This is a genomic window from Paracoccus sulfuroxidans, from assembly GCF_007830335.1.
Lineage (GTDB): Bacteria > Pseudomonadota > Alphaproteobacteria > Rhodobacterales > Rhodobacteraceae > Paracoccus > Paracoccus sulfuroxidans.
Genome location: NZ_VLKU01000003.1, coordinates 117,785 through 141,090, shown reverse-complemented (window position 1 = coordinate 141,090; position 23,306 = coordinate 117,785). Strand labels below are relative to the sequence as shown.

24 protein-coding genes are annotated in these 23,306 nt (G+C 64.8%); 16 read left to right on the top strand and 8 right to left on the bottom strand.

What is annotated here, in order from left to right; all coding sequences use genetic code 11:
- Window position 1 precedes the first annotated feature (1 nt).
- Together IQ24_RS05580 and IQ24_RS05575 are read left to right on the top strand one after the other, a co-directional pair.
- Window positions 2-988 carry a transketolase family protein gene (locus IQ24_RS05580; protein ID WP_145396824.1) on the top strand — a complete coding sequence of 329 codons (987 nt, stop codon included), beginning with the start codon at window positions 2-4 and terminating at the stop codon, window positions 986-988.
- Window positions 989-1,000: 12 nt separating this feature from the next.
- Window positions 1,001-1,690 carry an SDR family NAD(P)-dependent oxidoreductase gene (locus IQ24_RS05575; protein WP_145396823.1) on the top strand — a complete coding sequence of 230 codons (690 nt, stop codon included), beginning with the start codon at window positions 1,001-1,003 and terminating at the stop codon, window positions 1,688-1,690.
- A 43-nt stretch (window positions 1,691-1,733) separates the two neighbouring features.
- On the opposite strand, the gene IQ24_RS05570 is transcribed toward IQ24_RS05575, so the two are convergent.
- On the bottom strand, window positions 1,734-2,399 hold the full coding sequence (locus IQ24_RS05570; protein ID WP_145396822.1) for a GntR family transcriptional regulator: 666 nt from the start codon (window positions 2,397-2,399) through the stop codon (window positions 1,734-1,736).
- A gap of 77 nt (window positions 2,400-2,476) precedes the next feature.
- On the bottom strand, window positions 2,477-5,290 hold the full coding sequence (locus IQ24_RS05565) for an FAD-binding and (Fe-S)-binding domain-containing protein (protein WP_145396821.1): 2,814 nt from the start codon (window positions 5,288-5,290) through the stop codon (window positions 2,477-2,479).
- Window positions 5,291-5,352: 62 nt separating this feature from the next.
- Between IQ24_RS05565 and IQ24_RS05560 the strand changes: the two genes are divergently transcribed.
- From IQ24_RS05560 to IQ24_RS05510, 11 genes are all read left to right on the top strand, one after another.
- The gene (locus tag IQ24_RS05560) at window positions 5,353-6,267 is read left to right on the top strand and encodes a LysR family transcriptional regulator (RefSeq protein ID WP_145396820.1); all 915 of its coding nucleotides are present in this window, start codon (window positions 5,353-5,355) and stop codon (window positions 6,265-6,267) included.
- 125 nt (window positions 6,268-6,392) lie between these two features.
- The gene (locus tag IQ24_RS05555) at window positions 6,393-6,782 is read left to right on the top strand and encodes a FlgB family protein (RefSeq protein WP_145396819.1); all 390 of its coding nucleotides are present in this window, start codon (window positions 6,393-6,395) and stop codon (window positions 6,780-6,782) included.
- Window positions 6,783-6,794: 12 nt separating this feature from the next.
- Window positions 6,795-7,187, top strand: a complete 393-nt coding sequence (gene flgC, locus IQ24_RS05550; protein ID WP_145396818.1) for a flagellar basal body rod protein FlgC — start codon at window positions 6,795-6,797, stop codon at window positions 7,185-7,187.
- Window positions 7,188-7,197: 10 nt separating this feature from the next.
- Entirely contained in the window at window positions 7,198-7,476 is a 279-nt protein-coding gene (gene fliE, locus IQ24_RS05545; protein WP_145396817.1) for a flagellar hook-basal body complex protein FliE, read from the top strand.
- A 4-nt stretch (window positions 7,477-7,480) separates the two neighbouring features.
- The gene (locus IQ24_RS05540; protein WP_145396816.1) at window positions 7,481-7,747 is read left to right on the top strand and encodes a flagellar biosynthetic protein FliQ; all 267 of its coding nucleotides are present in this window, start codon (window positions 7,481-7,483) and stop codon (window positions 7,745-7,747) included.
- A 3-nt stretch (window positions 7,748-7,750) separates the two neighbouring features.
- Window positions 7,751-8,467: a flagellar hook-basal body complex protein gene (locus tag IQ24_RS05535; RefSeq protein WP_145396815.1), complete on the top strand. Its 717-nt coding sequence runs from the start codon at window positions 7,751-7,753 to the stop codon at window positions 8,465-8,467.
- 13 nt (window positions 8,468-8,480) lie between these two features.
- Complete coding sequence (gene flgG, locus IQ24_RS05530; RefSeq protein ID WP_145396814.1) at window positions 8,481-9,266, top strand: flagellar basal-body rod protein FlgG; 786 nt, start codon at window positions 8,481-8,483, stop codon at window positions 9,264-9,266.
- Window positions 9,263-9,667 (top strand): flagellar basal body P-ring formation chaperone FlgA, encoded by a 405-nt coding sequence (gene flgA, locus IQ24_RS05525; RefSeq protein WP_145396813.1) that lies wholly within the window; start codon window positions 9,263-9,265, stop codon window positions 9,665-9,667. The genes flgG and flgA overlap by 4 nt, the downstream gene beginning before the upstream one ends.
- A 10-nt stretch (window positions 9,668-9,677) precedes the next feature.
- Window positions 9,678-10,433 (top strand): flagellar basal body L-ring protein FlgH, encoded by a 756-nt coding sequence (gene flgH / locus IQ24_RS05520; protein WP_145396812.1) that lies wholly within the window; start codon window positions 9,678-9,680, stop codon window positions 10,431-10,433.
- 12 nt (window positions 10,434-10,445) lie between these two features.
- Entirely contained in the window at window positions 10,446-10,922 is a 477-nt protein-coding gene (locus IQ24_RS05515; protein ID WP_145396811.1) for a hypothetical protein, read from the top strand.
- An 88-nt stretch (window positions 10,923-11,010) separates the two neighbouring features.
- On the top strand, window positions 11,011-11,952 hold the full coding sequence (locus tag IQ24_RS05510) for a glycosyltransferase (protein WP_158637479.1): 942 nt from the start codon (window positions 11,011-11,013) through the stop codon (window positions 11,950-11,952).
- A gap of 54 nt (window positions 11,953-12,006) precedes the next feature.
- Here IQ24_RS05510 and rfbA read toward each other — a convergent pair whose 3' ends face one another.
- Genes rfbA through rfbC form a run of 4 tightly spaced genes read right to left on the bottom strand, consistent with a single transcriptional unit; the run spans window position 12,007 to window position 15,347 of the window.
- Entirely contained in the window at window positions 12,007-12,903 is an 897-nt protein-coding gene (rfbA, locus tag IQ24_RS05505; RefSeq protein ID WP_145396809.1) for a glucose-1-phosphate thymidylyltransferase RfbA, read from the bottom strand.
- On the bottom strand, window positions 12,896-13,753 hold the full coding sequence (gene rfbD, locus IQ24_RS05500; RefSeq protein ID WP_145396808.1) for a dTDP-4-dehydrorhamnose reductase: 858 nt from the start codon (window positions 13,751-13,753) through the stop codon (window positions 12,896-12,898). The genes rfbA and rfbD overlap by 8 nt, the downstream gene beginning before the upstream one ends.
- Window positions 13,750-14,787, bottom strand: coding sequence for a dTDP-glucose 4,6-dehydratase (gene rfbB, locus IQ24_RS05495; protein ID WP_145396807.1), 1,038 nt, complete (start codon window positions 14,785-14,787; stop codon window positions 13,750-13,752). Before rfbB ends, rfbD begins: the two co-directional genes overlap by 4 nt.
- Window positions 14,784-15,347 carry a dTDP-4-dehydrorhamnose 3,5-epimerase gene (gene rfbC, locus IQ24_RS05490; protein ID WP_145396806.1) on the bottom strand — a complete coding sequence of 188 codons (564 nt, stop codon included), beginning with the start codon at window positions 15,345-15,347 and terminating at the stop codon, window positions 14,784-14,786. Before rfbC ends, rfbB begins: the two co-directional genes overlap by 4 nt.
- Before the next feature lie 208 nt (window positions 15,348-15,555).
- On the opposite strand from rfbC, the gene IQ24_RS05485 reads away from it, so the two are divergent.
- On the top strand, window positions 15,556-18,477 hold the full coding sequence (locus IQ24_RS05485; protein WP_145396805.1) for a calcium-binding protein: 2,922 nt from the start codon (window positions 15,556-15,558) through the stop codon (window positions 18,475-18,477).
- On the opposite strand, the gene IQ24_RS05480 is transcribed toward IQ24_RS05485, so the two are convergent.
- Entirely contained in the window at window positions 18,474-19,292 is an 819-nt protein-coding gene (locus IQ24_RS05480; RefSeq protein ID WP_145396804.1) for an ABC transporter permease, read from the bottom strand. The two genes, IQ24_RS05485 and IQ24_RS05480, sit on opposite strands and share 4 nt — an antisense overlap.
- 81 nt (window positions 19,293-19,373) lie before the next feature.
- Here IQ24_RS05480 and IQ24_RS05475 point away from each other — a divergent pair, with 81 nt between their 5' ends.
- Both IQ24_RS05475 and IQ24_RS05470 read left to right on the top strand, forming a co-directional pair.
- Window positions 19,374-21,077: a capsule biosynthesis protein gene (locus tag IQ24_RS05475; protein WP_242007933.1), complete on the top strand. Its 1,704-nt coding sequence runs from the start codon at window positions 19,374-19,376 to the stop codon at window positions 21,075-21,077.
- 3 nt (window positions 21,078-21,080) lie between these two features.
- Window positions 21,081-21,779 (top strand): ABC transporter ATP-binding protein, encoded by a 699-nt coding sequence (locus IQ24_RS05470; RefSeq protein WP_145396803.1) that lies wholly within the window; start codon window positions 21,081-21,083, stop codon window positions 21,777-21,779.
- A 7-nt stretch (window positions 21,780-21,786) separates the two neighbouring features.
- Here the strand turns inward: IQ24_RS05470 and IQ24_RS05465 are convergent, their stop codons facing one another.
- A complete protein-coding gene (locus IQ24_RS05465) occupies window positions 21,787-23,172 on the bottom strand; it encodes a phosphohexomutase domain-containing protein (RefSeq protein ID WP_145396802.1) in 1,386 nt (461 codons plus the stop codon).
- Between the last annotated feature and the right edge of the window lie 134 nt (window positions 23,173-23,306).

The window sequence follows — 23,306 nt, the reverse complement described above, 5'->3', positions numbered from 1 at the left end:
CATGAATGGTCCGAAATCCCCCAATTCCTGGCAATATCGCGGGCTGAACGCGGTGAACCCGGGGCTTGACCACCTGTCGAACGGCCTTCTGCAACTGGTCGAGGCCGGTCACAACGTCGTCGCCGGCTCAGCCGATCTGCAATATTCGAACGGGCTGAACCGCTTTGCCGCTGTGCATCCGGACCGCTACATCTCGTTCGGTATCTCGGAACAGAACATGGTCTCGGTCGCGGCGGGCATTGCCACCACCGGCGTCACGCCTTTCGTCGCGACGTTTTCCTCCTTCCTTGGCCTGCTGGCCTGCGAACAGATCCGCATGGACATCGCCTATTCGGCGCAGCCCGTGCGGCTCATTGGGCATCACACCGGCATCTCGCTGGGCTTTTACGGCACCTCACATCACGCGACCGAGGATATCGGGACCATGCGCTCGATCGCCGATCTGGCCATCGTCTCGCCCTCGGACGGGGCGCAGCTGGAGGCCGCGATCCGCGCTTCGGCCGATTGGGACCAGCCGATCTATTTCCGCATCGGGCGCGGCCGCGACCCCATCGTCTATGAGGGCGGGACCGAGTTCCGTTTCGGCAAGGCGCATGTGCATTCACAGGGAGAGGAGCTGACGCTGATCGCCTGCGGGATCACCGTGCATGCAGCAATTGAGGCGGCGGCGGCGATGAATGCGGCGGGACGCTCGGTCGGCGTGATCGACATGGCCTCGATCAAGCCGCTGGACCGGGACGCGGTGCTGGCGGCGGCGGAACAGTCGCGCTGCATCATGACGGTCGAGGAACATAACGTCATGGGCGGGCTCGGCTCTGCCGTGGCCGAGGTTCTGGCCGATGAGGGCAAGGGCGTGCGGCTGAAGCGTCACGGCATCTATGACGAATATGCGCTGATCGCGCCGCCGACGCATCTTTACGCCCATTACAAGCTGGATGGCGCGGGCATTCGCGAGGTGGCGGAAGCCTTCCTTGCCCGCAAGTCGTAAGGGGGCAAGCGCATGAAAACCGCAATCATCACCGGCGGCGGCACCGGCATCGGCCTTGCCACCAGCCGCCACCTGCTAACCCAGGGCTGGCGCGTCATCGCGGGCGGGATCGACCATGAGGACGATCTGCCCGAGGGGCTGGAATTCCATCGCACCGACGTCACCAGCGCCGAGGATCTGGCCGCGCTGATGGCCCGCGCCGATCAGATCGACGCGCTGGTCAATTGCGCGGGCATCATCCGGCAGATGCGCGAATGGCACGCGGATGAGTTTAACGCCGTGCTGAACGTGAACCTGACCGCCTCGCTGGCCGCGGCGACGGCTGCGCGTGAGAAGCTCGTCGCCTCGGGCGGGTCCATCGTGAACCTCGCCTCGATGTGGAGCTGGTTCGGCTCTGCGCGCTCTCCGGCTTACGCGGCCTCGAAGGGGGCCATCGTGGCGCTGACCCGCTCGATCGCGGTGGCCTGGGGCCCCGAGGGCGTGCGCTGCAACGCCATTGCGCCCGGCTGGATCAACACCCGCATGGGGGCCGGAGCGAAGAACGATCCCACGCGCGAACCGGGCATCACCGCGCGCATTCCGCTGGGCCGCTGGGGGGAGCCGGACGAGATCGCCGAGGTCATCGGCTTTCTGGTCTCACCCGCCGCGCGCTATGTGAACGGCGCGCTGCTGCCGGTCGACGGCGGCTATTCCATCGCCTGATTAGATCGCCTGACAAAAAAGGGGCGCCCGCTTGGGCGCCCTTTCAGCTTTCGCCTGCCTCGATCCGCGCGATCAGCTCGTTCGCCCAGTCGATATCGGCCTGCATCGCGGCCTGCGCCGCAGCCGCATCATTCTGGCGCAGCGCGTCGATGAAGCGGAAATGCTGGTGGTCCTGCCCCGAGAGCCGCCGCACCGGCATCCGCTCATGGAAAGTGCGCAGGAACGGCCCCATCATCGCCCACATGTTTTCGCAGATGGTTTCGACATAGGGCAGCTCGGCCCGGCGCAGGATCAGAAAATGAAACTCACGGTTGCTTTGCGCGGCCTCGCGGGGGTCGGTCGCGGCGGCAGCGATGAAGCTGGCGTTCAGCGCCTCGAATTCGGCGACCATCTCGGGCGTGGCGATCTGGCCGACGCGATGGGCGGCCATGCCCTCCAGCTTGTCGCGGATCGCCACGATCTCGCGCAGGTCGCGCGGCGTCAGTTCCGGCACCACGACCGAGGTCGCCGCCGTGAAGGTCAGCACCTGCTCTGATGCCAGCCGCATGATCGCCTCACGCACAGGGGTGATCGAGGTGCCGTAAAGCTCGGCCACGCCGCTGATCGTCAGCCGCTCACCCGGGCGATATTCGCCCTCCATCAGCGCCAGCCGCAGATGGCCATAGATCTGTTCCGAAAGATTAGCCTTGATGACTTTGCCGATGGCCATGCGGTCGCTTTCTTGTTTTCCCCGATTTATCGCAGGAAAAGCGCGGGTTGGCCAGAACACCCGCGCGATCTGACAGGTTAGACCTGCAAGGCGTCGGCGATCATCCCAAGCGGGTGACGCAGCTTCGCGTCGCTGAGGCGTTCGGCCTGACAACGGCAGGAAAACCCGGTGGCCAGCACCGGCGCGTCACCCTCGACCTGATCCCGCCAAGACATGTCGTAAAGCCTGCGCGACACGGTCTGGTGCCGTTCCTGATGCCCGAACAGCCCCGCCATGCCGCAGCAGCCCGAGGGGCTGGGCGTGGCCTTCAGCCCAAGTCCCGCAAAGACCTGCGCCCAAAGCGCCCCGGCATTCGGCAGCGCCGTCTGCTCGGTACAATGCGTGAGGATGCGGGGCACGGCCCCCTGCCCGCGCACCTGCGGGAAACGCCGCCCCGAGGCGATCTCGGCCACCAGAAACTCCTGCGCCAGCATCACGCGCGGCGGGGCCAGCCCGGCCTTGGGGTAATCCTGCCGCAGCATCATCACGAAGGCCGGATCCAGACCGATCATCGGCGCGCCCGTCGCCGCCCCTTTTTCCAGCGCCGCGACCAGCCGCTTGGCCATGCGCCGGAAGGCGGCCTCGGCCCCCATGTTCTGCGCGGCCTTGCCTGCAGGGCGCATGGAAACCAGCAACGGGTGATAGCCAAGGGCGCTGAGGCCCGCGACGGCGTCCTGCGCGACCTCGGCATCAAAGAGGGCAGTGAACCAGTCCTGCCACAGCAGCACCGTGTTTTCGGGCAGCGGGTGGCCCAGATCCGAGAGTTTGATGCGATGCCGCGCCGCCACCGGCCGGGCCAGACGGGCGGGCATGTCGACCGTCTTCAACGTCCGCTCAGCCAGTCGTCGCGCCAGGGGCCAGAGCGGGCGCAGCAGCGGGGCAAGCGCCACCGTCAGCGGGCTGAACCGCTCAGCCAACAGCACCAGGTGGTCCGAGAGTGGCCGCGCATTGCGGCTGTAGTGATCGGCATAAAAGGCCGCCCGCATCGAGGGGATGTCGACCTGCACCGGGCAAGTCGAGGCGCAAGCCTTGCAGCCAAGGCAGGTGTCCAGCGCCGCCATCAGATCGCCCTCGGGTGCGGGCTGGCCCGCGTCCCGCGCGACCTTCCACGCACGCAGCGCATCCGCGCGTCCTTTCGGCGAATGGCGCAGATCGCCCGTCGCCTTGAACGAAGGGCACATAGGCGCCGCCGCCTGATAGCTGAGGCATTGCGCATTCCCGTTGCAGCGAAACGCCTTCTCCAGCGCGTCACCGGGCCTTGCGTTGAAGGGCCGGAAGGGCGTCGTCGCGATGCCCATGCGCGGGCGGTTCAGCGTGACCAGCTTGCCGGGGTTGAACCGCTCGGCGGGATCAAACGCCTGTTTGACCGCTTGCAGCGCGGCATAGGCCTTGGGCCCGATCCATTCGGGCAGATAGGCACCCCGCACGCCCTTGCCATGCTCACCCCAGAAAATGCCGCCATATTTCCGCGTCAGCGCGAAGACCGCATCCGAGACCGCGACCAGCTTCGCCCGATCCGTCGTCTCATCAATGTTCAGCGCGGGACGGATGTGCAGGCAGCCCACATCGACATGGCCATAGATGCCGAAGCCCAGCCCGTTCTCCTTCAGGACCATGAGGAAGTCATCGACAAAGCCCGGCAGGTTTTCCGGCGGGACCACGCAATCCTCGACGAAGGCAATGGGGCGTGCGGGACCGTCGACCTTGCCCAGAAGCCCCACCCCGGCGGAACGGATCGCCCAAAGCTCTCGGATCTCGGCCAGATCACGGGCCTGATGCAGGGCGATCTGGCCCTGCAGGCTGCGGAGGCGCTGCATGCAGGTGTCGATGCGCGCGGCCATCTCGGCGGGATCATGTCCGTTGAACTCGATGAAAACATAGGCGACCGGACCATCGGGGCGCAGGTTTTCGGGCAGGCGCGCCAGAATGCCCGCATCCTGCGCGATGCGCTGGACCCATTCGTCCATCACCTCGATGGCGGTTGGATTATCGGCCAGAAGCGGCGTCGCCGCAGCCAAGGCGTCGCGGAAACTGGCGAAACCAGCGACGATCAGGCGCTTTTCAGACTCAATCCGGCGCAGTTTGACCCGGATGCGGGTGATCGGGCCCAGCGTGCCCTCGGCCCCCAAGAAGAGCCGCCACCATTCAAAACCGCCCGTCTCTGGGCAGGCGCGGTCCAGATCATAGCCGGTGAAGCGGCGGTTCAGGCGCGGGGTCACGGCAATGAACGCCGCCCGCCCCTGCCGCGCGGCGGCCTCGGCCGCGTCCAGCATCGGCCCTGCCCAATCGGGCGCAGGCACAAGGCTAGACAGCAGCCCCTCGGGGCGCGCGATCTCGAGCCCAAGGATATTGTCCGAGGTCTTGCCATAGATCCGCGACCCCTTCCCCGAGGCATCGGTCGAGACCATGCCGCCGATGGTGCAGCGGGTCGAGGTCGAGGTCTCGGGCGCAAAGAACCAGCCATGCGGGCGCAACGCATCATTGAGCGCATCCAGCACCACGCCCGGCTCGACATCCGCCCAACCCTCGGTCGCGTTGATCTGCAGGACCCGGTTCATGTGCCGCCGCATGTCGAGGATCAGCCCCCGGTTCAGCGCCTGCCCGTTCGTCCCGGTGCCGCCGCCGCGCGCGGTCAGCGCCACATCGGCGAAGGCGGGATCCTGCAGCACAGCCAGCGCCCGCACCACATCCTGCCCGTCGCGCGGCGCGGCGATCAGATCGGGGGTGATCTGATAGACCGAATTGTCCGTCGACATCGCGGCGCGCAGGGCGCGGTCCGTCTCGATCCCGCCTTGGAAACCGGCCGCGCGCAGGGCGTGGGTCAGGGACGGGATGGGCTGGCTGTCAAACATGGCGACCTTTCGGGATTTTGCCTGTTGAACCACGGATCTCATCTTCATAAAAATAGAATGTAATGAAGATAAATTCGCAGAATACGAACCTGAACCTGCGCCATCTGCGCGCCCTTCATGCCATCAGCTCCGAGGGGTCATTTGCGCGCGCCGCCGACCGGCTGGGCGTCGTGCCCTCGGCCCTGACCGAGACCATCCGCCAGCTTGAGGACAGCGCAGGCGTGCCGCTGTTTGACCGCCGCATGCGCCCGCCGCAGCTGACCGAGGCCGGGCTGGAGTTTCTCGAGGACACCCGCCCCGCGCTTGAGGCGCTGGACATGGCGCTGGAGCGGTTGCAGGAAAACGCCGATCTGGAGCGCGGGCGGCTGGCGCTTGGGGCCTCGCCTTCGACCATCGGCGATCTGGTCGCGCCCGCGCTGCGCCGCTTTCGCGCCGATCATCCCGCCATCGCCGTGCGCCTGCACGACGGCCCGGCCGAGGATCTGGCGCGCATGGTCGCGGATGGCGATCTGGACCTTGCCATCGCGGGCTATTCCGGCACTTCGCCGCTTCTTAAGACGCAAGAGATCGCGCGCGATCCCTTTGGCCTTGTGGTTCCGGTCGGCCACCCGCTGACCCGTCTGGGCCGCCTGCCCCGGTTGGAGGACGTCGATGCGGCCACCCTGATCCACCTCGACGAAGGCGCGGGCACGGCGCGGCTGCTGGCGGAGGCGCCCGACCTGCCCCCGGCGCTGAAAAGCGGGCCGATGCGCGTCGCCTCGACCTTCGGGCAGCTGTGCCTGATCCGCGCGGGCATGGGCATGGGCCTTCTGCCGCAGAAGGCCGCGATGCTGTTCGATGACCCGCAGCTCGCGTTTCTGAGGCTTGCCGATCTGCAACTCGAGCGGCGAATCCTGCTGATCTGGCCCGCGCGCCGGGCGCTGTCGCATGTGGCCGCCCGCTTCATGACGCTGTGCGGGGCGGAGGATCAGGGCTGACGAGGCCCGTAAATCGCTACGAAACCCCGGTATTTCGGTCGCAGAACCAAGAACTCGCCCCGCTACACTCTTTCTAAACCAATTGTCGTTAAGACCGGATCTAACAAGATTGGGGAGTGACCTGATTGTTTGACCGGATCGAAACGCTGCGCATGGCCAGTTCCATGACGTCTCATGGCGCTCAGCGGCAAAAGCTGGTGGCGCGGAATGTCGCAAATGCCGATACGCCGGGCTACCGCGCCCGCGACCTCACGGATTTCACCGCGACCTATCGCCGGGCCGAGCCGATGGGCATGCGCGCAACCCGGCCTGCCCATGTCGCGGCCGGGGAATGGGGGGGCGGACAAGGCCGTCCCTTCGACACCGAAGGCGAACCCGCGCCCAACGGCAACACCGTCTCGATCGAGGATGAGATGGTGCGGATGGCCGATGCCAAGCGCGAATTCGACCTGTCGCTGGCCATCACCAAATCATCGCTGGGCCTGATCCGCACCAGCCTTGGCCGCCGCGCATAAGGAGGAGGAAAGATGAGCGACAATCTGACCGCCACGCAGATCGCGGCCTCAGGCATGAAGGCGCAGGCCGTGCGTCTGCGCCATGTCTCGGAAAACATCGCCAATGCCGATACGCCCGGCTATCGCCGCAAGCTGGTCGCCTTTCAAGAGGCCGTCGAATTCGGTCGCCGAAAGGGCGGTGTCGAGACCAGCCCCACGCGGCTCGATCGCCGCGAACTGCCCCAGATCTTCGACCCCGCCCATCCGATGGCCGATGACAGCGGCTATTACCTTGGCTCCAACGTCGATCTGGTCATCGAGATCGCCGACGCCCGCGAAGCCAACCGCAGCTATGAGGCCAATCTTCGTGTCTTTGAACAATCGCGGCAGATGAGTTCGTCTCTGCTGGATCTGATCCGTCGTTGAAAGGAAACGTATGTTCACCTCGAATATTGCCGCGCAAGCCTATGCCTCTGCCCGTCCGGCGGTCGAACCCGCGCAGGGCCTGCCGAAAGGCGTCACGAACGCCGCCTCCGAATTCGCCCAGGTGATGGAGCAGGTCGATACCGCCTCGATGGGGGCGATGACCGGCAAGAACGACACGCACCAGCTGGTCCAGTCCATCGCCCAGGCCGAGATCGCGCTCGATGCCGCCGTCGCCATCCGCGACAAGGTGGTCGAGGCTTATCAGGAAATCCTGCGGATGCCGGTCTGATCCGATGGATGAAAACCTCATCTTCGACCTGACCCGACAGGCGCTATGGATCGCGGTCCGCATGTCCGCGCCGCTGCTGATCGTGGCGCTGGTCACGGGTGTGGTCATCGGCCTTTTCCAGGCCCTGACCTCGGTTCAGGAGATGACGCTGACCTTCGTGCCGAAGATCGGCCTGATGCTGGTCGTTTTCTGGGTCAGCATGAGCTTCATGACCGCCACTCTGGTCGGATTTTTCACCGATCAGATCATTCCCCAGATCATCGGATCCTGACCCGTGGACAACGCCATCTACGCCGCCCTGACGCGCCAATCGGGCCTGACCCGAGAGATGCGGACCATCGCGAACAACATCGCCAACGTGAACACCACCGGTTTTCGGCGCGAAGGCGTGGTGTTCTCGGAATATATGGTCGCCCTCGACCGGCGGGGGGAAACGCTGGCGATGGCGAATGCCCGCGGCCGGATGGTCGACCTCAGCGCCGGGTCGATGACCCTGACGAATGGCCAGTTCGACCTTGCGATCGAAGGCGAGGGCTATTTCCTTGTCCAGACGCCGCAAGGCAATCGCCTGACACGCGCGGGTGCCTTCATGCCGAATGCCGGGGGGGAGCTTGTGAACCCCGACGGCCATCATCTTCTGGATGACGGACAGGCCCCCATCATCGTTCCAGACGGCATCCGCCATGTCGGGGTTGGCGACGACGGCACGATCACCGCGGACGGCCTGCCAATCGGCCGCGTCGGCGTCTTCGGCCCGCCCGATCCCTCGCAGATGCTGCACGAGGCCGGGACCCTGTTTACGCCGGGAACCGAAATTGTCGCCCGTGAAGAGGGGCGCGTGCGTCAAGGCTTCCTCGAGGAATCGAACGTCAATCCGGTGCTGGAAATCTCACGCATGATCGAGGTCCAGCGCGCCTACGAACTCGGCCAGTCCTTCCTTGATGGCGAAGATCAACGGATCCGCGCCGCCATCACCGCCATGACCCGCTAACAGGAGAATCCGCATGCGAGCCCTGCAAATCGCCGCAACCGGCATGAGCGCCCAGAACATGCGCGTCGAGGTCATCTCGAACAACCTCGCCAACATGTCGACCACCGGCTACAACGCCCGCCGGGCCGAGTTCGCCGACCTGCAATACCAGCAGGCCACGCGCCCGGGCACCCTGACCTCGACGAACGGCACGATGGTTCCCGCAGGCGTCCAGCTTGGTCTTGGCGTCCGGCCCTCGGCGGTCACGGTCACCCTCGCGCAGGGGACGCTTTTGCAAACGAACGGCGATCTTGATGTCGCCATCGACGGCAACGGCTATCTGGAGGTGACCCTGCCCTCGGGCATCTCGGCCTATACCCGCGACGGGAGCCTGAAACGTTCGGCCGAGGGGCAGATCGTGACCTCGGACGGCTTTCCGCTGGTCCCCGACATCACCATCCCGGCCGAGGCGCGCTCGATCACGATCAATGCTTCGGGCGAGGTCTTTGCCTATTTCAGCGACCGCGTAGAGCCCGAAAACCTGGGCCAGATCACGCTGGCGGATTTCATCAACGAAAAGGGTTTGGAAGCGATCGGCTCGAACCTGTTTCTGGAAACGGAAGCCTCCGGCAATGCCCAGGTCGCATTGCCCGGAGAACAGGGGCTGGGCACTTTGCGCGCCGGATACCTTGAGGAAAGCTCGGTCGACCCCGTTCGTGAAATCACCGAACTCATCAAGGCTCAGCGGGGCTATGAGATGAATTCGAAGGTGATCACCGCCGCCGACCAGATGCTGGGCGCTACGGTGCAGATCCGATGAGATATCTTCTTCCCATACTGGCCGCCCTCTGCCCCGCTGTTGCCAGCGCCGAAGCCGTGACCGCCGCCCGCACCCTTCCGGCTGGCACCGTCATCGCCGCAAGCGATGTCATCGCGGCCAACACAAACGAGGTCGACCCCATTCTCGGCCGTCAGACCCGCGTCACCATCTATGAGGGCCGTCAGATCAACCCCGCGACCCTGACAACCCCCACGCTGATCGACCGCAACCAGATCGTGACCATTTCATATGTGAACGCATCCCTCCGGATTGATGCCGAAGGCCGGGCGCTTTCTGCCGGAAGCGCCGGGGAAACCATCCGGGTCATGAACAACGCCTCGCGTATCACCGTCTCCGGACGCGTCGCCGCCGACGGAACCGTCGTCGTGCGGCAATATTAGGACAATCGCCATGATTTCTGTTGCAACGACCCGCCACGCCGCCCTGGGCGGATGCCTGCTCCTTGCCCTCATCACCTCGGCCTGCGGGCGGATCTCGAATGTCGGCAGCGTGCCTGACATGTCACCCGGAGACGACTCGGCCGAATTTCAGGCCATGTCCCAGTCCCGCTATGACCTGCCCGTCTTCGAGGAAGGCGCGGCGGAAGGGCGTGCCTCGCTTTGGGCGGGCGGACAATCGGCCATCGTCGGTGATCGACGGGCCCAGCAAAGAGGCGACATCCTGACCGTCGTGATCCAGATCGACGATCGGGCCGAGATGCAGAACAGCTCGGGCCGGACGCGCAGCGCGAACGACTCTGTCTCGCTCCCGTCGATGATGGGCATTCCTCAGCGCATCGACAGCGTCCTGCCCGAAGGCGCAAGCATGGACGAACTGGCCAAGGCCAGCGGCGCGTCGGCCTTCAAGGGCAGCGGCAACATCTCGCGCCGCGACAAGCTGACTTTGCGCATCGCCGCCACCGTCACCGAGCGGCTGCCAAACGGGGTGCTGCGCATTCAGGGCACGCAAGAGGTCCGTGTGAACTACGAAATCCGCGAACTGACGGTCAGTGGCTTCGTCCGCCCCTCGGACATCGGCCGCAAGAATGAGATCGCCTATGACCGTATTGCAGGCGCGCGGATCTCGTACGGCGGGCGCGGCCAGATCAGCGATGTGCAGCAGCCGCGCTATGGCCAGCAGATCGCCGACATCATCCTGCCCTATTGACGAGCCCGCCCGATGAAAAAACTGATTGTGATCCTCCTCTGCGTGGCGGGGTTTGCCGCAGGCGCCTTCGGCGGAAGCTGGTTGCGTGGCGCTGATCCCGCGAAGGCCGAGGCGGATGCAGAAGAAGCAGCCTCCACGCCGGACACCACCAGCAAAGAACCGGTGAAGGCCGCCTGGTTTCGCATGCCGACCGAGTTCTTCATTCCGATCCTGCGCAACGACAATGTTCAGTCGGTGATGATCCTGACCCTGACGGTCGAAACCGCCGAAGAGAACCTGTCGATGGTTCAGGCAAGCGAGCACAAGCTGCGGGATTCGCTGCTGAGCGCGTTGATGATCCACGCCAATACCGGCGGCTTCGACGGGAACTTTACCGCCGAGGCACATCTGGCGAAGCTGCGCGCTGGACTGCTGAATGCCGCACAGAAGGCGACGGACGGGCTCGCGACCGGCATTCTGATCGAAAACATCGCCCGGCAGGAACAATAGCCGCAACGATCTGGAATTCCGCAAACAAGGGGAGTAGTCAGCGCAAACGAGCACCTGTAAACGCAGGTTTTGCCTGCCAGGAAAGACCGTGCACCCACCGATCACCATCGCGCTTGCCACCTATAACGGCAGTCCGTTCCTGCGCGAGCAGTTGGCCAGCATCGCGGCGCAGTCCGACGACGGCTGGAACCTGCTGGTCTCGGATGACGGCTCGACCGACGGCACGCTGGATATGATTGCGGAGTTTGGTGCCTCGCAGCCCGCGCATAAGTTGCGGGTGATCGACGGGCCGCGCAAGGGGGCCACCCGGAACTTCCTGCATCTGATCGGTCAGGCCGATCCGGATGGCTGGTTCGCCTTCTGCGATCAGGACGATGTCTGGAGGCCGGAAAAGCTGGCTCTTGCCGCCCGCTATCTGGAGGGGCGCGACGGGCCCGCGGTCTATGCCGCCCGCACCACCATCTGTGACGAGAGCCTGAACGTCCTGACGCCTGCGCCGCATTACGCGCGCGGATTGCACTTTCGCAACGCGCTGATTCAGGCCTGCATGCCCGGCAACACCATTGTCGCGAACTCGGCGGCCCTAAGGCTGATGCAGAAGGCCGCCCCTTATGCGGCGGCGGCGAATGTCGTGTCGCATGACTGGTGGACCTATCAGTTGATGAGTGCGGCCGGGGCGCAGATCACCCGCGATGCCGCGCAGGTGCTGTTCTATCGCCAGCACCCGGGCAATCTGATGGGGCGCAATGACACGTCGCGGGCAAAGGCGGCACGGCTTTCGATGCTGTTTGACGGAACCTTCGCGGGCTGGATCGGGCAGAACCAGGACGCCCTCGCGCCGGTGGCGGAGCTGATGACGGCTGAGAACCGGGTGCTGTTTGGTCGCTTTGACGCGGCGGTCCGTTCAAACGGCGCGGTGACGGCGGCGGCGTTCCTGCAGATGGGGCTTTACCGGCAGACGCGTGCCGGAACGGCCGCGCTGATGGCGGCCGCCCTTGCGGGACGGCTGCGTCAGCCGCGCGAGATCTGACAAAAAAGGCGGGCCATCGATGCCCGCCTTTTGGAAACGCAAAATCCCCGACCGTTAGCCCAGAAGCCGCAGGAGATACTGGCCATAGGCGTTCTTCGAGAAAAGCTTGGCCCGTGCCCGCAGCGCATCGGCGTCAATCCAGCGATGATTGAAGGCGATTTCCTCGGGGCAGCCGGTCTGCAGGCCCTGACGCTGTTCCAGCGTGCGGACGAAGTTTCCTGCGTCCAGAAGGCTCGCATGCGTGCCGGTATCCAGCCAGGCATAGCCCCGGCCCATGCGCTCGACCGTCAGCTGCCCGTCATGCAGATAGGTTTCGAGCAGAGTCGTGATCTCCAGCTCTCCCCGGTCCGAGGGCTTGACGCCGCGCGCGCGCTCGGGCGCGGTGCCATCGAGGAAATAGAGACCGGTCACCGCATAATCGGAAGGCGGTTCCGACGGCTTTTCGATGATGGATTTCACCACGCCCGCCTCGTCGAAGGCCACGACGCCGTAACGCTCGGGGTCGGCGACGCGATAGCCGAAGACCGTGCCGCCCTCGGTCCGCGCATTCGCCGCCGCCAGCAGACCCGGAAGGCCGCCGCCGAAATAAATGTTGTCGCCCAGCACCATGGCCGAGGGCGCGCCCGCGAGGAAGTCCTCGGCCAGAAGATAGGCCTGCGCCAGCCCGTCGGGCGAGGGCTGGACCAGATATTCGAAGCGCAGCCCCCACTGTGAGCCGTCCGACAGCAGGCGACGGAACTGTTCCTGATCCTCGGGCGTGGTGATGATCGCGATCTCGCGGATGCCGGCCAGCATCAGGACCGAGATCGGATAGTAGATCATCGGCTTGTCATAGATCGGCAGAAGCTGCTTCGACACACCCATGGTGATCGGGTAAAGCCGCGTGCCCGAGCCCCCGGCCAGAATGATGCCTTTGCGCGCGACCGCGCCAGTCTCGGGGGTCTTATCCATCTTGTTTCAGCTCCGTCAAAACCTTGGCCAGCCCCAGTTTCCAGTCCGGGCGCTGAAGCCCGAAGTCACGGGCGATGGCAGAGCAGTCCAGACGGGAATTGGTCGGACGCCGTGCCGGGGTCGGGTATTCAGTCGACGCAATGTCGATGATCTGGCAGTTCAGCCCCGCCTGCGCCATGATTTCCCGGGCAAATCCGGCCCAGGTCGTATCCGGCTCACCGGCGAAATGATAGATGCCGCGACGCTTGGGGTCAGCGCGCATCCCTTCGATGACGCGCAGGCAGGCCGCCGCGATATCGGCAGCCGGGGTCGGCCCGCCGAACTGGTCAGCGACCACGCGCAACTCATCACGCTCGGCGCCAAGGCGCAGCATCGTCTTGACGAAATTGCTGCCATGGGCGGAAAACACCCATGACGTCCGCAGGATCACCGCCTGACCGCGGGCCGCAGCGACCCCACGCTCTCCGGCCAGCTTTGATGAGCCATAAACGCCCAGCGGACGCCCCGGATCACCCTCGACCCAGGGCTCTTTGCCGCAGCCGTCGAAGACGTAATCGGTCGAGATATGGACGAAAGGAATGCCGAGCTGCGCGGCCTCGGCGGCCATGGCGGCGGGCGCGCTGGCATTGATCGCGAAGGCCAGTTCCTTTTCGGCCTCGGCCTGATCGACCGCCGTATAGGCGGCGGCGTTGATCACCGCATCGCAGCCCGAGGCGCGGATGGCGGCAGCACAGGCCTCGGCATCGGTCAGATCGACGTCATCGCGGCCCAGAAACGTCGCATCGGGGGCAAGAAGCGCAAGTTCGGTCGCAACCTGACCCGTCCGCCCGAAAATCAGCAAACTCGTCATGCTTTTCCAAGCCTTTCCCCGACGCCCTGACGCTCCAGCAGCGGACGCCACCAGTCTTCATTCGCCAGATACCATTCCACCGTCTTGCGCAGCCCCTCCTCGACCGTGACCGAGGGACGCCAGCCCAGCTCGGTGCGGATCCGGGTGGGGTCGATGGCATAGCGGCGATCGTGGCCGGGCCGGTCGGTGACGAAAGAGATCAGCGCGTCATGCGGCGCGCTTTCGGGGCGCAGCCGATCCATCTCGGCGCAGATCGTGCGCACCAGATCGATGTTCTTCGCCTCATTCTCGCCGCCGATGTTGTAGCTGCGGCCGATCTCGCCCTTTTCCAGCACCAGAAGCAGCGCGTCGGCGTGATCCTCGACGTAAAGCCAGTCGCGGACGTTGCCGCCATCGCCATAGACCGGGATCGGCTTGCCCGAGAGCGCGTTCAGGATCACCACCGGCACCAGCTTTTCGGGGAAGTGGAACGGCCCGTAATTGTTCGAGCAATTCGTCAGCACCACCGGCAGGCCATAGGTTTCATGCCAGGCGCGGACCAGATGGTCCGAGGCCGCCTTGCTGGAGGAATAGGGACTGCGCGGATCATAGGGCGTCGTTTCGGTGAACTGCCCTTCCTCGCCCAGCGAACCGAAGACCTCATCGGTCGAGATGTGGTGGAAGCGGAACCCCTCGGGCTTGCCAGCCGCCAGCCAATAGGCGCGCGCGGCCTCCAGCAGGTTGTAGGTGCCGTTGACGTTCGTTTCGATGAAGGCACCCGGCCCGTCGATCGAACGATCGACATGGCTTTCGGCGGCCAGATGCATGATCGCGTCGGGACGGTGCTTTTCCAGCACACGGTCCAGCGCGGCACGGTCGCGGATATCGGCCTCTTCAAAGCTGTAAAGCGGGCTGTTCGTCACCGAGGCCACATTTTCCAGATTCGCCGCATAGGTCAGCGCGTCGAGGTTCACCACCTCATGCCCGCGCGCCACAGCAAGGCGCACGACAGCCGAACCGATGAAGCCCGCACCGCCGGTCACTAGAATCTTCATGCGTACTCCTCATAGGTGAAGGGGCTTTTGAATTCGGCAAACGGCACTGCCGCTTTGTCTTTGGCCGAAAGGACGGGCTCGGCCGTCACGCCCCAGTCGATACCGACACTGTCCCAGGCGACGCTGCCGTCGCATTCCGGAGCATAGTGGTCGGTACATTTATAAGCAATTTCCGTGTCCGGCTCGCGGGTCAGGAAACCATGCAGGAAGCCTGCAGGGACCCACAGCTGGCGGCCATTCTCGAAGGACAGCTCCTCGGCCACCCATTGGCCATAGGTCGGGCTGCCAAGGCGCACATCCACCGCGACGTCCAGCAAACGGCCGCGCACGCAGCGCACCAGCTTGCCCTGCGCATGCGGGGGCGCCTGAAAATGCAGCCCGCGCAAGGTGCCGGTCGCGGCCGACAGCGAATGGTTGTCCTGCACGAATTCGGGCAGGTCGACACCCGCCTCACGCAGGGTCTTGCGATTCCAGCTTTCCGAGAAGAAGCCGCGGGCATCACCATGCCTTGCGGGGGTCAGCACCAGCACCCCTGCAAGGGCGGTCGGTTCAATCTGCATCGTCTACCTTTTGGATCCGATTTCGCGGAAAACCTATGGCCCAGAGGCCCCAAAGACGCAAGTCGCATGGCATTTGCGACGCAGCGGATGCGGCAGTTTAGCCTAAAATGCTTGGGAAAAAGCCACTTCCGGGCGCGCGGATGGCTGCGGAAGATTAACCTGCCGGGGCTAGCCTTGGGACTGCCCTACCCTTTGCGCCAGTCTGGACATGCTCCGTTACCGTCATATTGCGACCTTCCTTCAGCCCGAATCCGTCTTCCTGTCGAACATCGCCGATCTGGCGGTCTATCACGGAAAAGGCGGCAGCGCGCTTTATTCGGTCACTCATACCGGGGGTGGCATCGGGGCTTACCGGATCACCGCAGCCGACCAGCCGATCACATGGATGGCGGGGCGCGCCTTCGGTCCGGCCATGGGCTATATCGGCACGCCCTCGGCCGAGGTGCTGAACTGGAACTCCGGCGCGGCGGTCTTTGGCGTGGGCATTCGCCATGCGACAGGCGGTGGCGTCATGCTGGGCGACAGCGGCGATCTGATGGGGCAGACGGCGCTTTCCAAACTGTCGGCCGAGGTGATCCACCTTGGCCAGTTCTCGACCGCGCAGGGGCAGTTTATCTATTCGGCGCGCGACGGCACGCAGGCCTTCGACATCTGGAAAACGGGCGCGAATGGCGCGCTCAGCCATATGGGCACCACGACGCTGCACCAGTCGCCGACGGTCAAGGGCGCCGAACTCAGTGACGTCACCACGGTAGAGGTGGGCGGGCGGGTGTTTCTGCTGACCGCCTCTGCACTGGGGAATTACGTCTCGATCCATGCGGTGCACCCGAACGGCAAGACCTGGCCCACCGAGACGATCTGGTCAGACCGGGGCACCGGGCTGAACCAGCCCACCCATCTGGAAACGGTAAAGGTGGGGGGCATCACCTATCTGATCGTGGGTTCGTCGCAAAGCTCGTCACTGACGACCATGCGCATCACCTCGGCCGGTGGGCTTGAACCCATCGATCACGTCATCGACGAGCGCACGACCCGTTTCGACGGCATCACCGCCCTGACCACAGTCACGCTGAACGGGCGCGCCTTTGTCTTCGCGGGGGGCGGCGATGACGGGCTGACGGTCTTCACCGTGCTGCCCGATGGCAAGCTTTTGCATGTCGAGACGCTGGTTGACGCCGATGAATGGTCGCTGGCCAAGGTCTCGGCTTTGTCGGCGACGGTGATCGGCGGCAAGATCGTGCTGTTCGTCGCCTCGAAAACCGAAAGCGGCATCACCCAGATCATGTTCGATCCCGGTCGGATCGGCCAGACGAGGCTGGTGGGTGCCGGGCGTCAGGACGGTACCACCGGCAACGACCTTATGCAGGCGACGCGCAGCACCACCTCGCTGCATGGCGGCGATGGCGACGACACGCTGATCGGCGGCGGCGGGACCATCACCATGAGGGGTGGGAACGGAGCCGATACTTTCGTGCCGCTGCCGACCAATGGACGCATCAATATCATGGATTTTGAGCCTGGCGTCGACCGGCTGGACCTGTCGATGCTGGGCATGATCCGCAGCATCTGGCAGCTGACCATCGTCCCGCAGCCGGACGGGATCAAGCTGTTCTTCGGCGACTCGGTCATCTGGATCAGAACCCGTGACGGCAGGACCATCCAGCGCGACTTTTTCGGCAATGAGGTCTTCCACATCGCCCACTACGCCCCGCCCGACATGACCACCTATATCACCGGCACGGTGAAGAACGACAGGCTGGTGGCCACGCGCTATGGCTCGGTGATCGAGGGGCTGGCGGGCAACGACATGCTGCTGGGCGGGACCGGAAACGACGTCCTGAACGGTGGATTGGGCAATGACACGCTGTTGGGCGGCGCGGGCCGGGACACGCTGCGCGGGCAGGATGGCAATGACACGCTGCGAGGTGAGGCTGGCGACGACAAGCTTTATGGTGGGCCGGGGAACGACCTGTTGTTTGGCGATTTCGGCAATGACATGCTGTCGGGAGGTGCGGGGAACGACACCCTTTGGGGCGGCGAGGGCAATGACCTGCTATTAGGTGAGGCCGGAAACGACAAGTTGTATGGCGGGGCAGGCAATGACACCCTCTATGGTGGTCCCGGTGATGACACCCTTATGGGTGACGCGGGCAATGACCTGATCGGCGATCTGTTCGGGCGCAACCTCGTCGTGGGCGGAGAGGGCAACGACACGATCCAGACCGGCGGGGGGAACGACACGCTTTACGGCGGCGGCGGCAACGACCTGATCTATGCCGGGGGCGGCAATGATACCGTCGCCGGCGGGGTGGGCCATGACACGATCTTCGGCCATGACGGCAATGACGTTCTGGATGGTGGCGAAGGTAATGACCTGCTGTTTGGTGGGGGCGGCAATGATCGCCTGATGGGGCGCCATGGCCACGACACGCTGCATGGAGGGGCGGGCAACGACCAGCTTTTCGGCGGCATCGGCAATGACAGTCTGCTGGGCAATGATGGCAATGACACGCTGGATGGCAGCGACGGCAACGATTCTCTGTTCGGCGGCGCGGGCAATGACTTCCTGTCAGGCGGCTTCGGCAATGACCAGTTGTGGGGCGCCAGTGGCAATGACGTTTTGTGGGGCGGTGCCGGGCATGACCTTCTGGCAGGCCAGAACGGCAATGACACGCTGTCGGGTGGTGCGGGTAACGACACCCTCTGGGGGGGCGAAGGGAACGACTCGATGGATGGCGGTGACGGCAACGACATCCTTCTGGGGGCAGCCGGGCAGGACACGCTTTGGGGCCGCGCGGGCAACGACACCCTGCAAGGCGGACAGGGAGCGGATCGGCTGACGGGTGGAGCAGGCCGGGATGTCTTCGTGTTCTATCCCGCCGATTTCGACAATCAACGCGACACCATCACTGATTTCACCGTCGGCCAGGATATGATCGACCTGCGCGGGTCGGGTCTTTCGTTCATCGGCTGGGCTGCCTTTTCGGGCAGCGCCCCCGAGGTGCGACTCGAATGGATCAAGGGGCTGGGGCGTATGCTCTGCATTGATCGAAACGGCGACGGGCGCATCGACCACTCGATCCAGCTTCTGGGGGCCGGAGCCATCAGCGAATCAGATCTTCTGCTCTAGCGTTCCAGCAGGCGGCGGTAATTCCGTACCAGCAGCAGCAGGCCAAGCAGCAGCAGCGCAACCGATACCCCGATCACATAGCCGTGACTCACATAGTCGCTCTTGTAGGTCGGATAGATCCCTGACCGCAAAAGACCAATGCAGTGGATCAGCGGATTGTACCACAGAATCGCCTGCGCCTTCGGCGGCATCATGTCATAGAGGAAGAAGATCCCCGAGATCAGGAACAGCGGCCGGGTGATGATCTGCCAGGCGCGCTCCCAAATCGGGAAGGTCGAAATCAGGTAGCAGTTGACCGTCCCGACCCCCGCGGCCAGCAGGGTCAGCAGCACCAGCGCCTCGGCCACCGGCCCCAGATCGATGACCAGCGGCAGCTGAAAAATCACGAAGATGCCGACCAGCACGATGGCCAGAACTGCCGTATGTGTCAGCGCATTCAACAGCAAACGCGCGACCATCGAGTCCAGAAAGGTCACGCTGGGATAGGCCAGAAACGGCTTCGAGAACCGGATCGATTGCGCGATCTTGTTCGACATGTCGTTGAACATGACGAAGGGCAGGAAGCCCGTCGCATAGAACAGCGGGAAGTTTGTCCCCAGGCTGGGCTTGGCCAGCGTCATGCTGAAAATGACCGTCAGCAGGGTCACGCCCAGCACCGGCTCAAGCACGGCCCACAGATATCCGCCTGCCGAGCGACCATAGGTCGTCGAGATCTCACGCAGCATAAGCGCCACGATGATTCGCACCGAGCGGAAGCGGGGCCCGATCTTTCCGGGCTTCTGAGGTTTGCGGTTTGGAATGGGAATATCGGACATGTGAACGCAGAGGCTGGTCTTGGCGCGCGGCAATATGTAACAAATGCGGCGAAAAGGTAAACCAGCGAAAGCGTCATTAACGTGACCAACCAGCCTAATCCGGCCAATGCACGGAATGATCAGTCGGCCGGTCAGGACAAGATCCTCTCCTCCGATCAGCCGAATTCGACTGAAACCGAGCGCCCATTCCAAAGCCGCCCGCTGACCCAGCAGGCGCAACCTGCCCCTGCGCCGCAGGGCCAGCAGGGCGCAACCCAACAGCCAGCCGCCACACCGGCAGCGCAGCCTGCAAAGCCTCAGGGTCAAACGATGCCGCCTCAGGGTCAGGCACCCGCGGCACAGGGCGCGCCCGCCCAGCCGCAGCAACAGCGCCCCGCCGCAGCCGGGCAGCCGCAGGCGCCGCAAGGCCAGCAGCCGCAGGCCAAACCCACCCAAGGCCAGCCGATGCAAGCCCAGCCAATGCAAGCCCAGGCAAAGCCTGCGCAGCCGCTTCAGGCGCAACCGCTGCAGGCCCAGCCCGCCGGGAATGCCGTCCCGGTCGCGCGCCCGCAGCAGCAACCGATTCCCGTGCGCCCCGTCGCTCAGCCGGTGGCTCAAGCCGTCGCGCAGCCCGTGGCGCGCCCTGCCCCGCCGCAGAACGCGACGCCCATCCGCCCGACGGTGGCGATTGCCCAGCCGCGCAAGCGGCATTGGCTTTTGCTGATCTCGTTCATCGTGATCGTGGTCATTCCGTCGATCCTCTGGGGCATCTACCTCTGGACGCGCGCCGAGGATCAATATGTCTCGAGCGTCGGCTTCTCGGTCCACAAAGAGGATTCGTCGCCCACGATTGACCTGCTGGGTGGCCTTGCGCCTCTGGCCGGGGGCAGCGGAACAACCTCGGACACCGATATTCTTTACGAATACATCCGCAGCCAGGACATGGTCGAGAAGATCGACGAAAAGCTGGACCTGCGGGCGCGTTTCTCGCGCGATTGGCCGCAGGACTTCGTCTTTGCCTTCAACCCGGCCGGCCATATCGAGGATCTGACGGATTACTGGCAGCGGCAGGTCCGCGTGCTTTACGACACCAGCACGCAGCTGATCACGCTGCGCATCAGCGCCTTCTCACCCGAAGATGCGCAAGAGATCGCACAGGCGGTGTTTGACGAAAGCTCGGACAAGATCAACGAGTTGTCGGCCATCGCACGCGAGGATGCGACCCGCCTTGCCGGGGCCGAGCTGGAAAAGGCCCGGCTGGAGTTGACCACGACACGTCAGGCGATGACGGCCTTCCGGATGAGCTCTCTGATCGTCGATCCGCAGGCCGATCTGGCCGGGCAGATGGGCGTGCTCAGCGGGCTGCAGGCGCAGCTGGCCGAGGCGCTGGTCGCCCATGACCTGCTGCTGGAGAACGCGCGCCCCACGGACCACCGCGTCACGCAATCGCAGCAGAAAATCGACGCGCTGCGCCGCCTGATCGACACCGAGCGTGGCAAGTTCGGCAATCCGGGTCAAGGACCCGAGGGCGAAAGCTATGCCCAGCTGATGGCCGAATACGAAAAACTGGCCGTCGACCGTGAGTTTGCCGAAGGCGCCTATCGCGCCGCCCGCGTCAACTATGAGGCGGCGACGGTCGAAGCCCAGCGCAAGTCGCGCTATCTGGCCGCACATATCACGCCAAAGATCGCGCAAAGCTCGATCGAACCGGCGCGGCTGTGGCTGCTGGCGATGGTGGCGGGCCTTCTGCTGGTTGGCTGGTCCATCATGGCGCTGGTTTACTACAGTATCCGCGACCGTAGCTGACCCATGATCCGGCTGGAGAACCTGACCAAGATCTATCGCCTGAAGGGGCGGCTGCATTGCGTGGCGGACAATCTGAACGCCTATTTCCCCACCGGCTCGTCGGTGGCGCTGCTGGGCCGCAACGGCGCGGGGAAATCGACGCTTTTGCGGATGATCGCGGGCACCGTGTCGCCGACCAGTGGCAAGGTGCTGTCCAACGGGACCATTTCATGGCCCGTTGGCTTTGCGGGCAGCTTCCACCCCGAATTGACCGGGGCCCAGAACGTGCGTTTCGTCGCGCGCATCTATGGCGTCGACACCGATGAGCTGGTCGATTACGTCGCCGATTTCGCGGAACTGGGCGCGCATTACCACCAGCCGTTCATGAGCTACTCCTCGGGGATGCGCTCGCGTCTGGCGATGGGCACCAGCATGGGCATCCATTTCGACACCTATCTGGTGGACGAGGTGACCAGCGTCGGCGACGCCGATTTCCGCGCCAAATCGCAGCGCGTCTTCAATGAGCGGATGAGCACTTCGGGCGCCATCGTGGTCAGCCACTCGATGCCGACGATCCGGGGCATGTGCAACATGGGCGCGGTGCTGGATCGCGGGCACCTGACCGTCTGCGAGGATCTGGAAGAGGCCATCGCGCTGCATGAGGCGATCCTGCGCGTGCCACATTCGGCCCCGGCGGCACAACCGGCGCAGCTGACGAAATAAGGCGCGCTCAGCCCTTCAGCAGGGCTTCGATCTCGGCCTGTTTGGCGGCGACCAGCGCCGCATCCCCGCGCGATTCGACGTTCAGACGCACCACCGGCTCGGTGTTCGAGCGGCGCAGGTTGAAGCGCCAGTTCGCGAATTCCAGGCTGATCCCGTCCAGATCGTCACGACGCTCGGCCTTGGGGCCGAACTGCGCGACGACGCGGGCGATGGCACCGTCGGGGTCCGCCAGCCGGAAGTTGATCTCACCCGAGGAGGGATAGGCCTGCATCCGCGCCGACAGCAGATCGGCCAGCGACAGGTTCTTCAGCGACAGAAGCTCGACCACCAGCAGCCAGGGGATCATGCCGCTGTCGGCAAAGTGGAAATCGCGGAAATAATGGTGGGCCGACATCTCGCCACCATAGATCGCGCCCGACTGGCGCATGGCGCGCTTGAGGAAGGCATGCCCGGTCCGGGCCTCGACCGCGACGCCCCCGGCATCGGCGATCATCGCACGGGTGTTCAGGACGACGCGCGGGTCATGGACGATCTTCGCGCCGGGATGCTTTTCCAGAAACGCGGCGGACAGCAGCCCGACGATATATTCGCCCGCGATGAACCGGCCGGTCGCATCGAAGAAGAAGCAGCGGTCGAAATCGCCGTCCCAGGCGACGCCTAGATCGGCCCCATGCGCGCGCACGGCCTCGGCGGTCATGGGCTGGTTTTCCGGCAGAAGCGGGTTCGGGATGCCGTTCGGGAAGCTGGCATCGGAGTCATGGTTCAGCCGGATGAACTCCAGCGGCGCGCCACGGCGGGCCAGCTCATCGGCGATGACATCGAAGGTCGGCCCGGCGGTGCCGTTCCCGGCGTTCACCAGCACGCGCATCGGGCGGATCGCGCTGGCGTCGATGAAATCGGCCACGGCGCTGGCGTAGGCCGCGCGCGCCTCGGGGAAGGGGCGGGTCTGGCCCTGACGCGGCGCGGGGGCAAACCCGCCCGCCGAGGCAAAGCGCGCCAGTTCGGCAAACTCGGTCTCGGGGTCCAGCGGTGCTGCGCCTGCGCCCACCAGCTTCATGCCGTTATAGTCGATGGGATTGTGCGAGGCCGTCACCTCGATCCCGCCATCGGCACCGAAATGGGCGGTGGCAAAGTACATTTCCTCGGTGCCGGCAAGGCCCAGATCGCGCACATCCGCGCCGCCATCGTTCAGGCCACGGATCAGGGCGGCGGCCAGTTCGGGTGATGTGGCGCGGCTGTCGCGCCCGACGATCACCTGACGCGCCTGCCGCGACTGGGCGAAGGCACGGCCGATCCGATAGGCGACATCGGCGTCCAGCTCGGTCCCCAGCCGACCGCGCACGTCATAGGCCTTGAAGCAGTCAATCTGGCGCGGGGGCATCACTTCAACCATCAGAACAGGTCCTTGCACGGGCTATGGGCGGCGTGCCCTGCCGCTACACGAGTTGCGCCGGAATGGGAACGGAATTGTCGCCCCGGTCCCGGTCCCCCTAAGGGTGGAGGTGACGCGCCCCCTTTGGCAAGGTA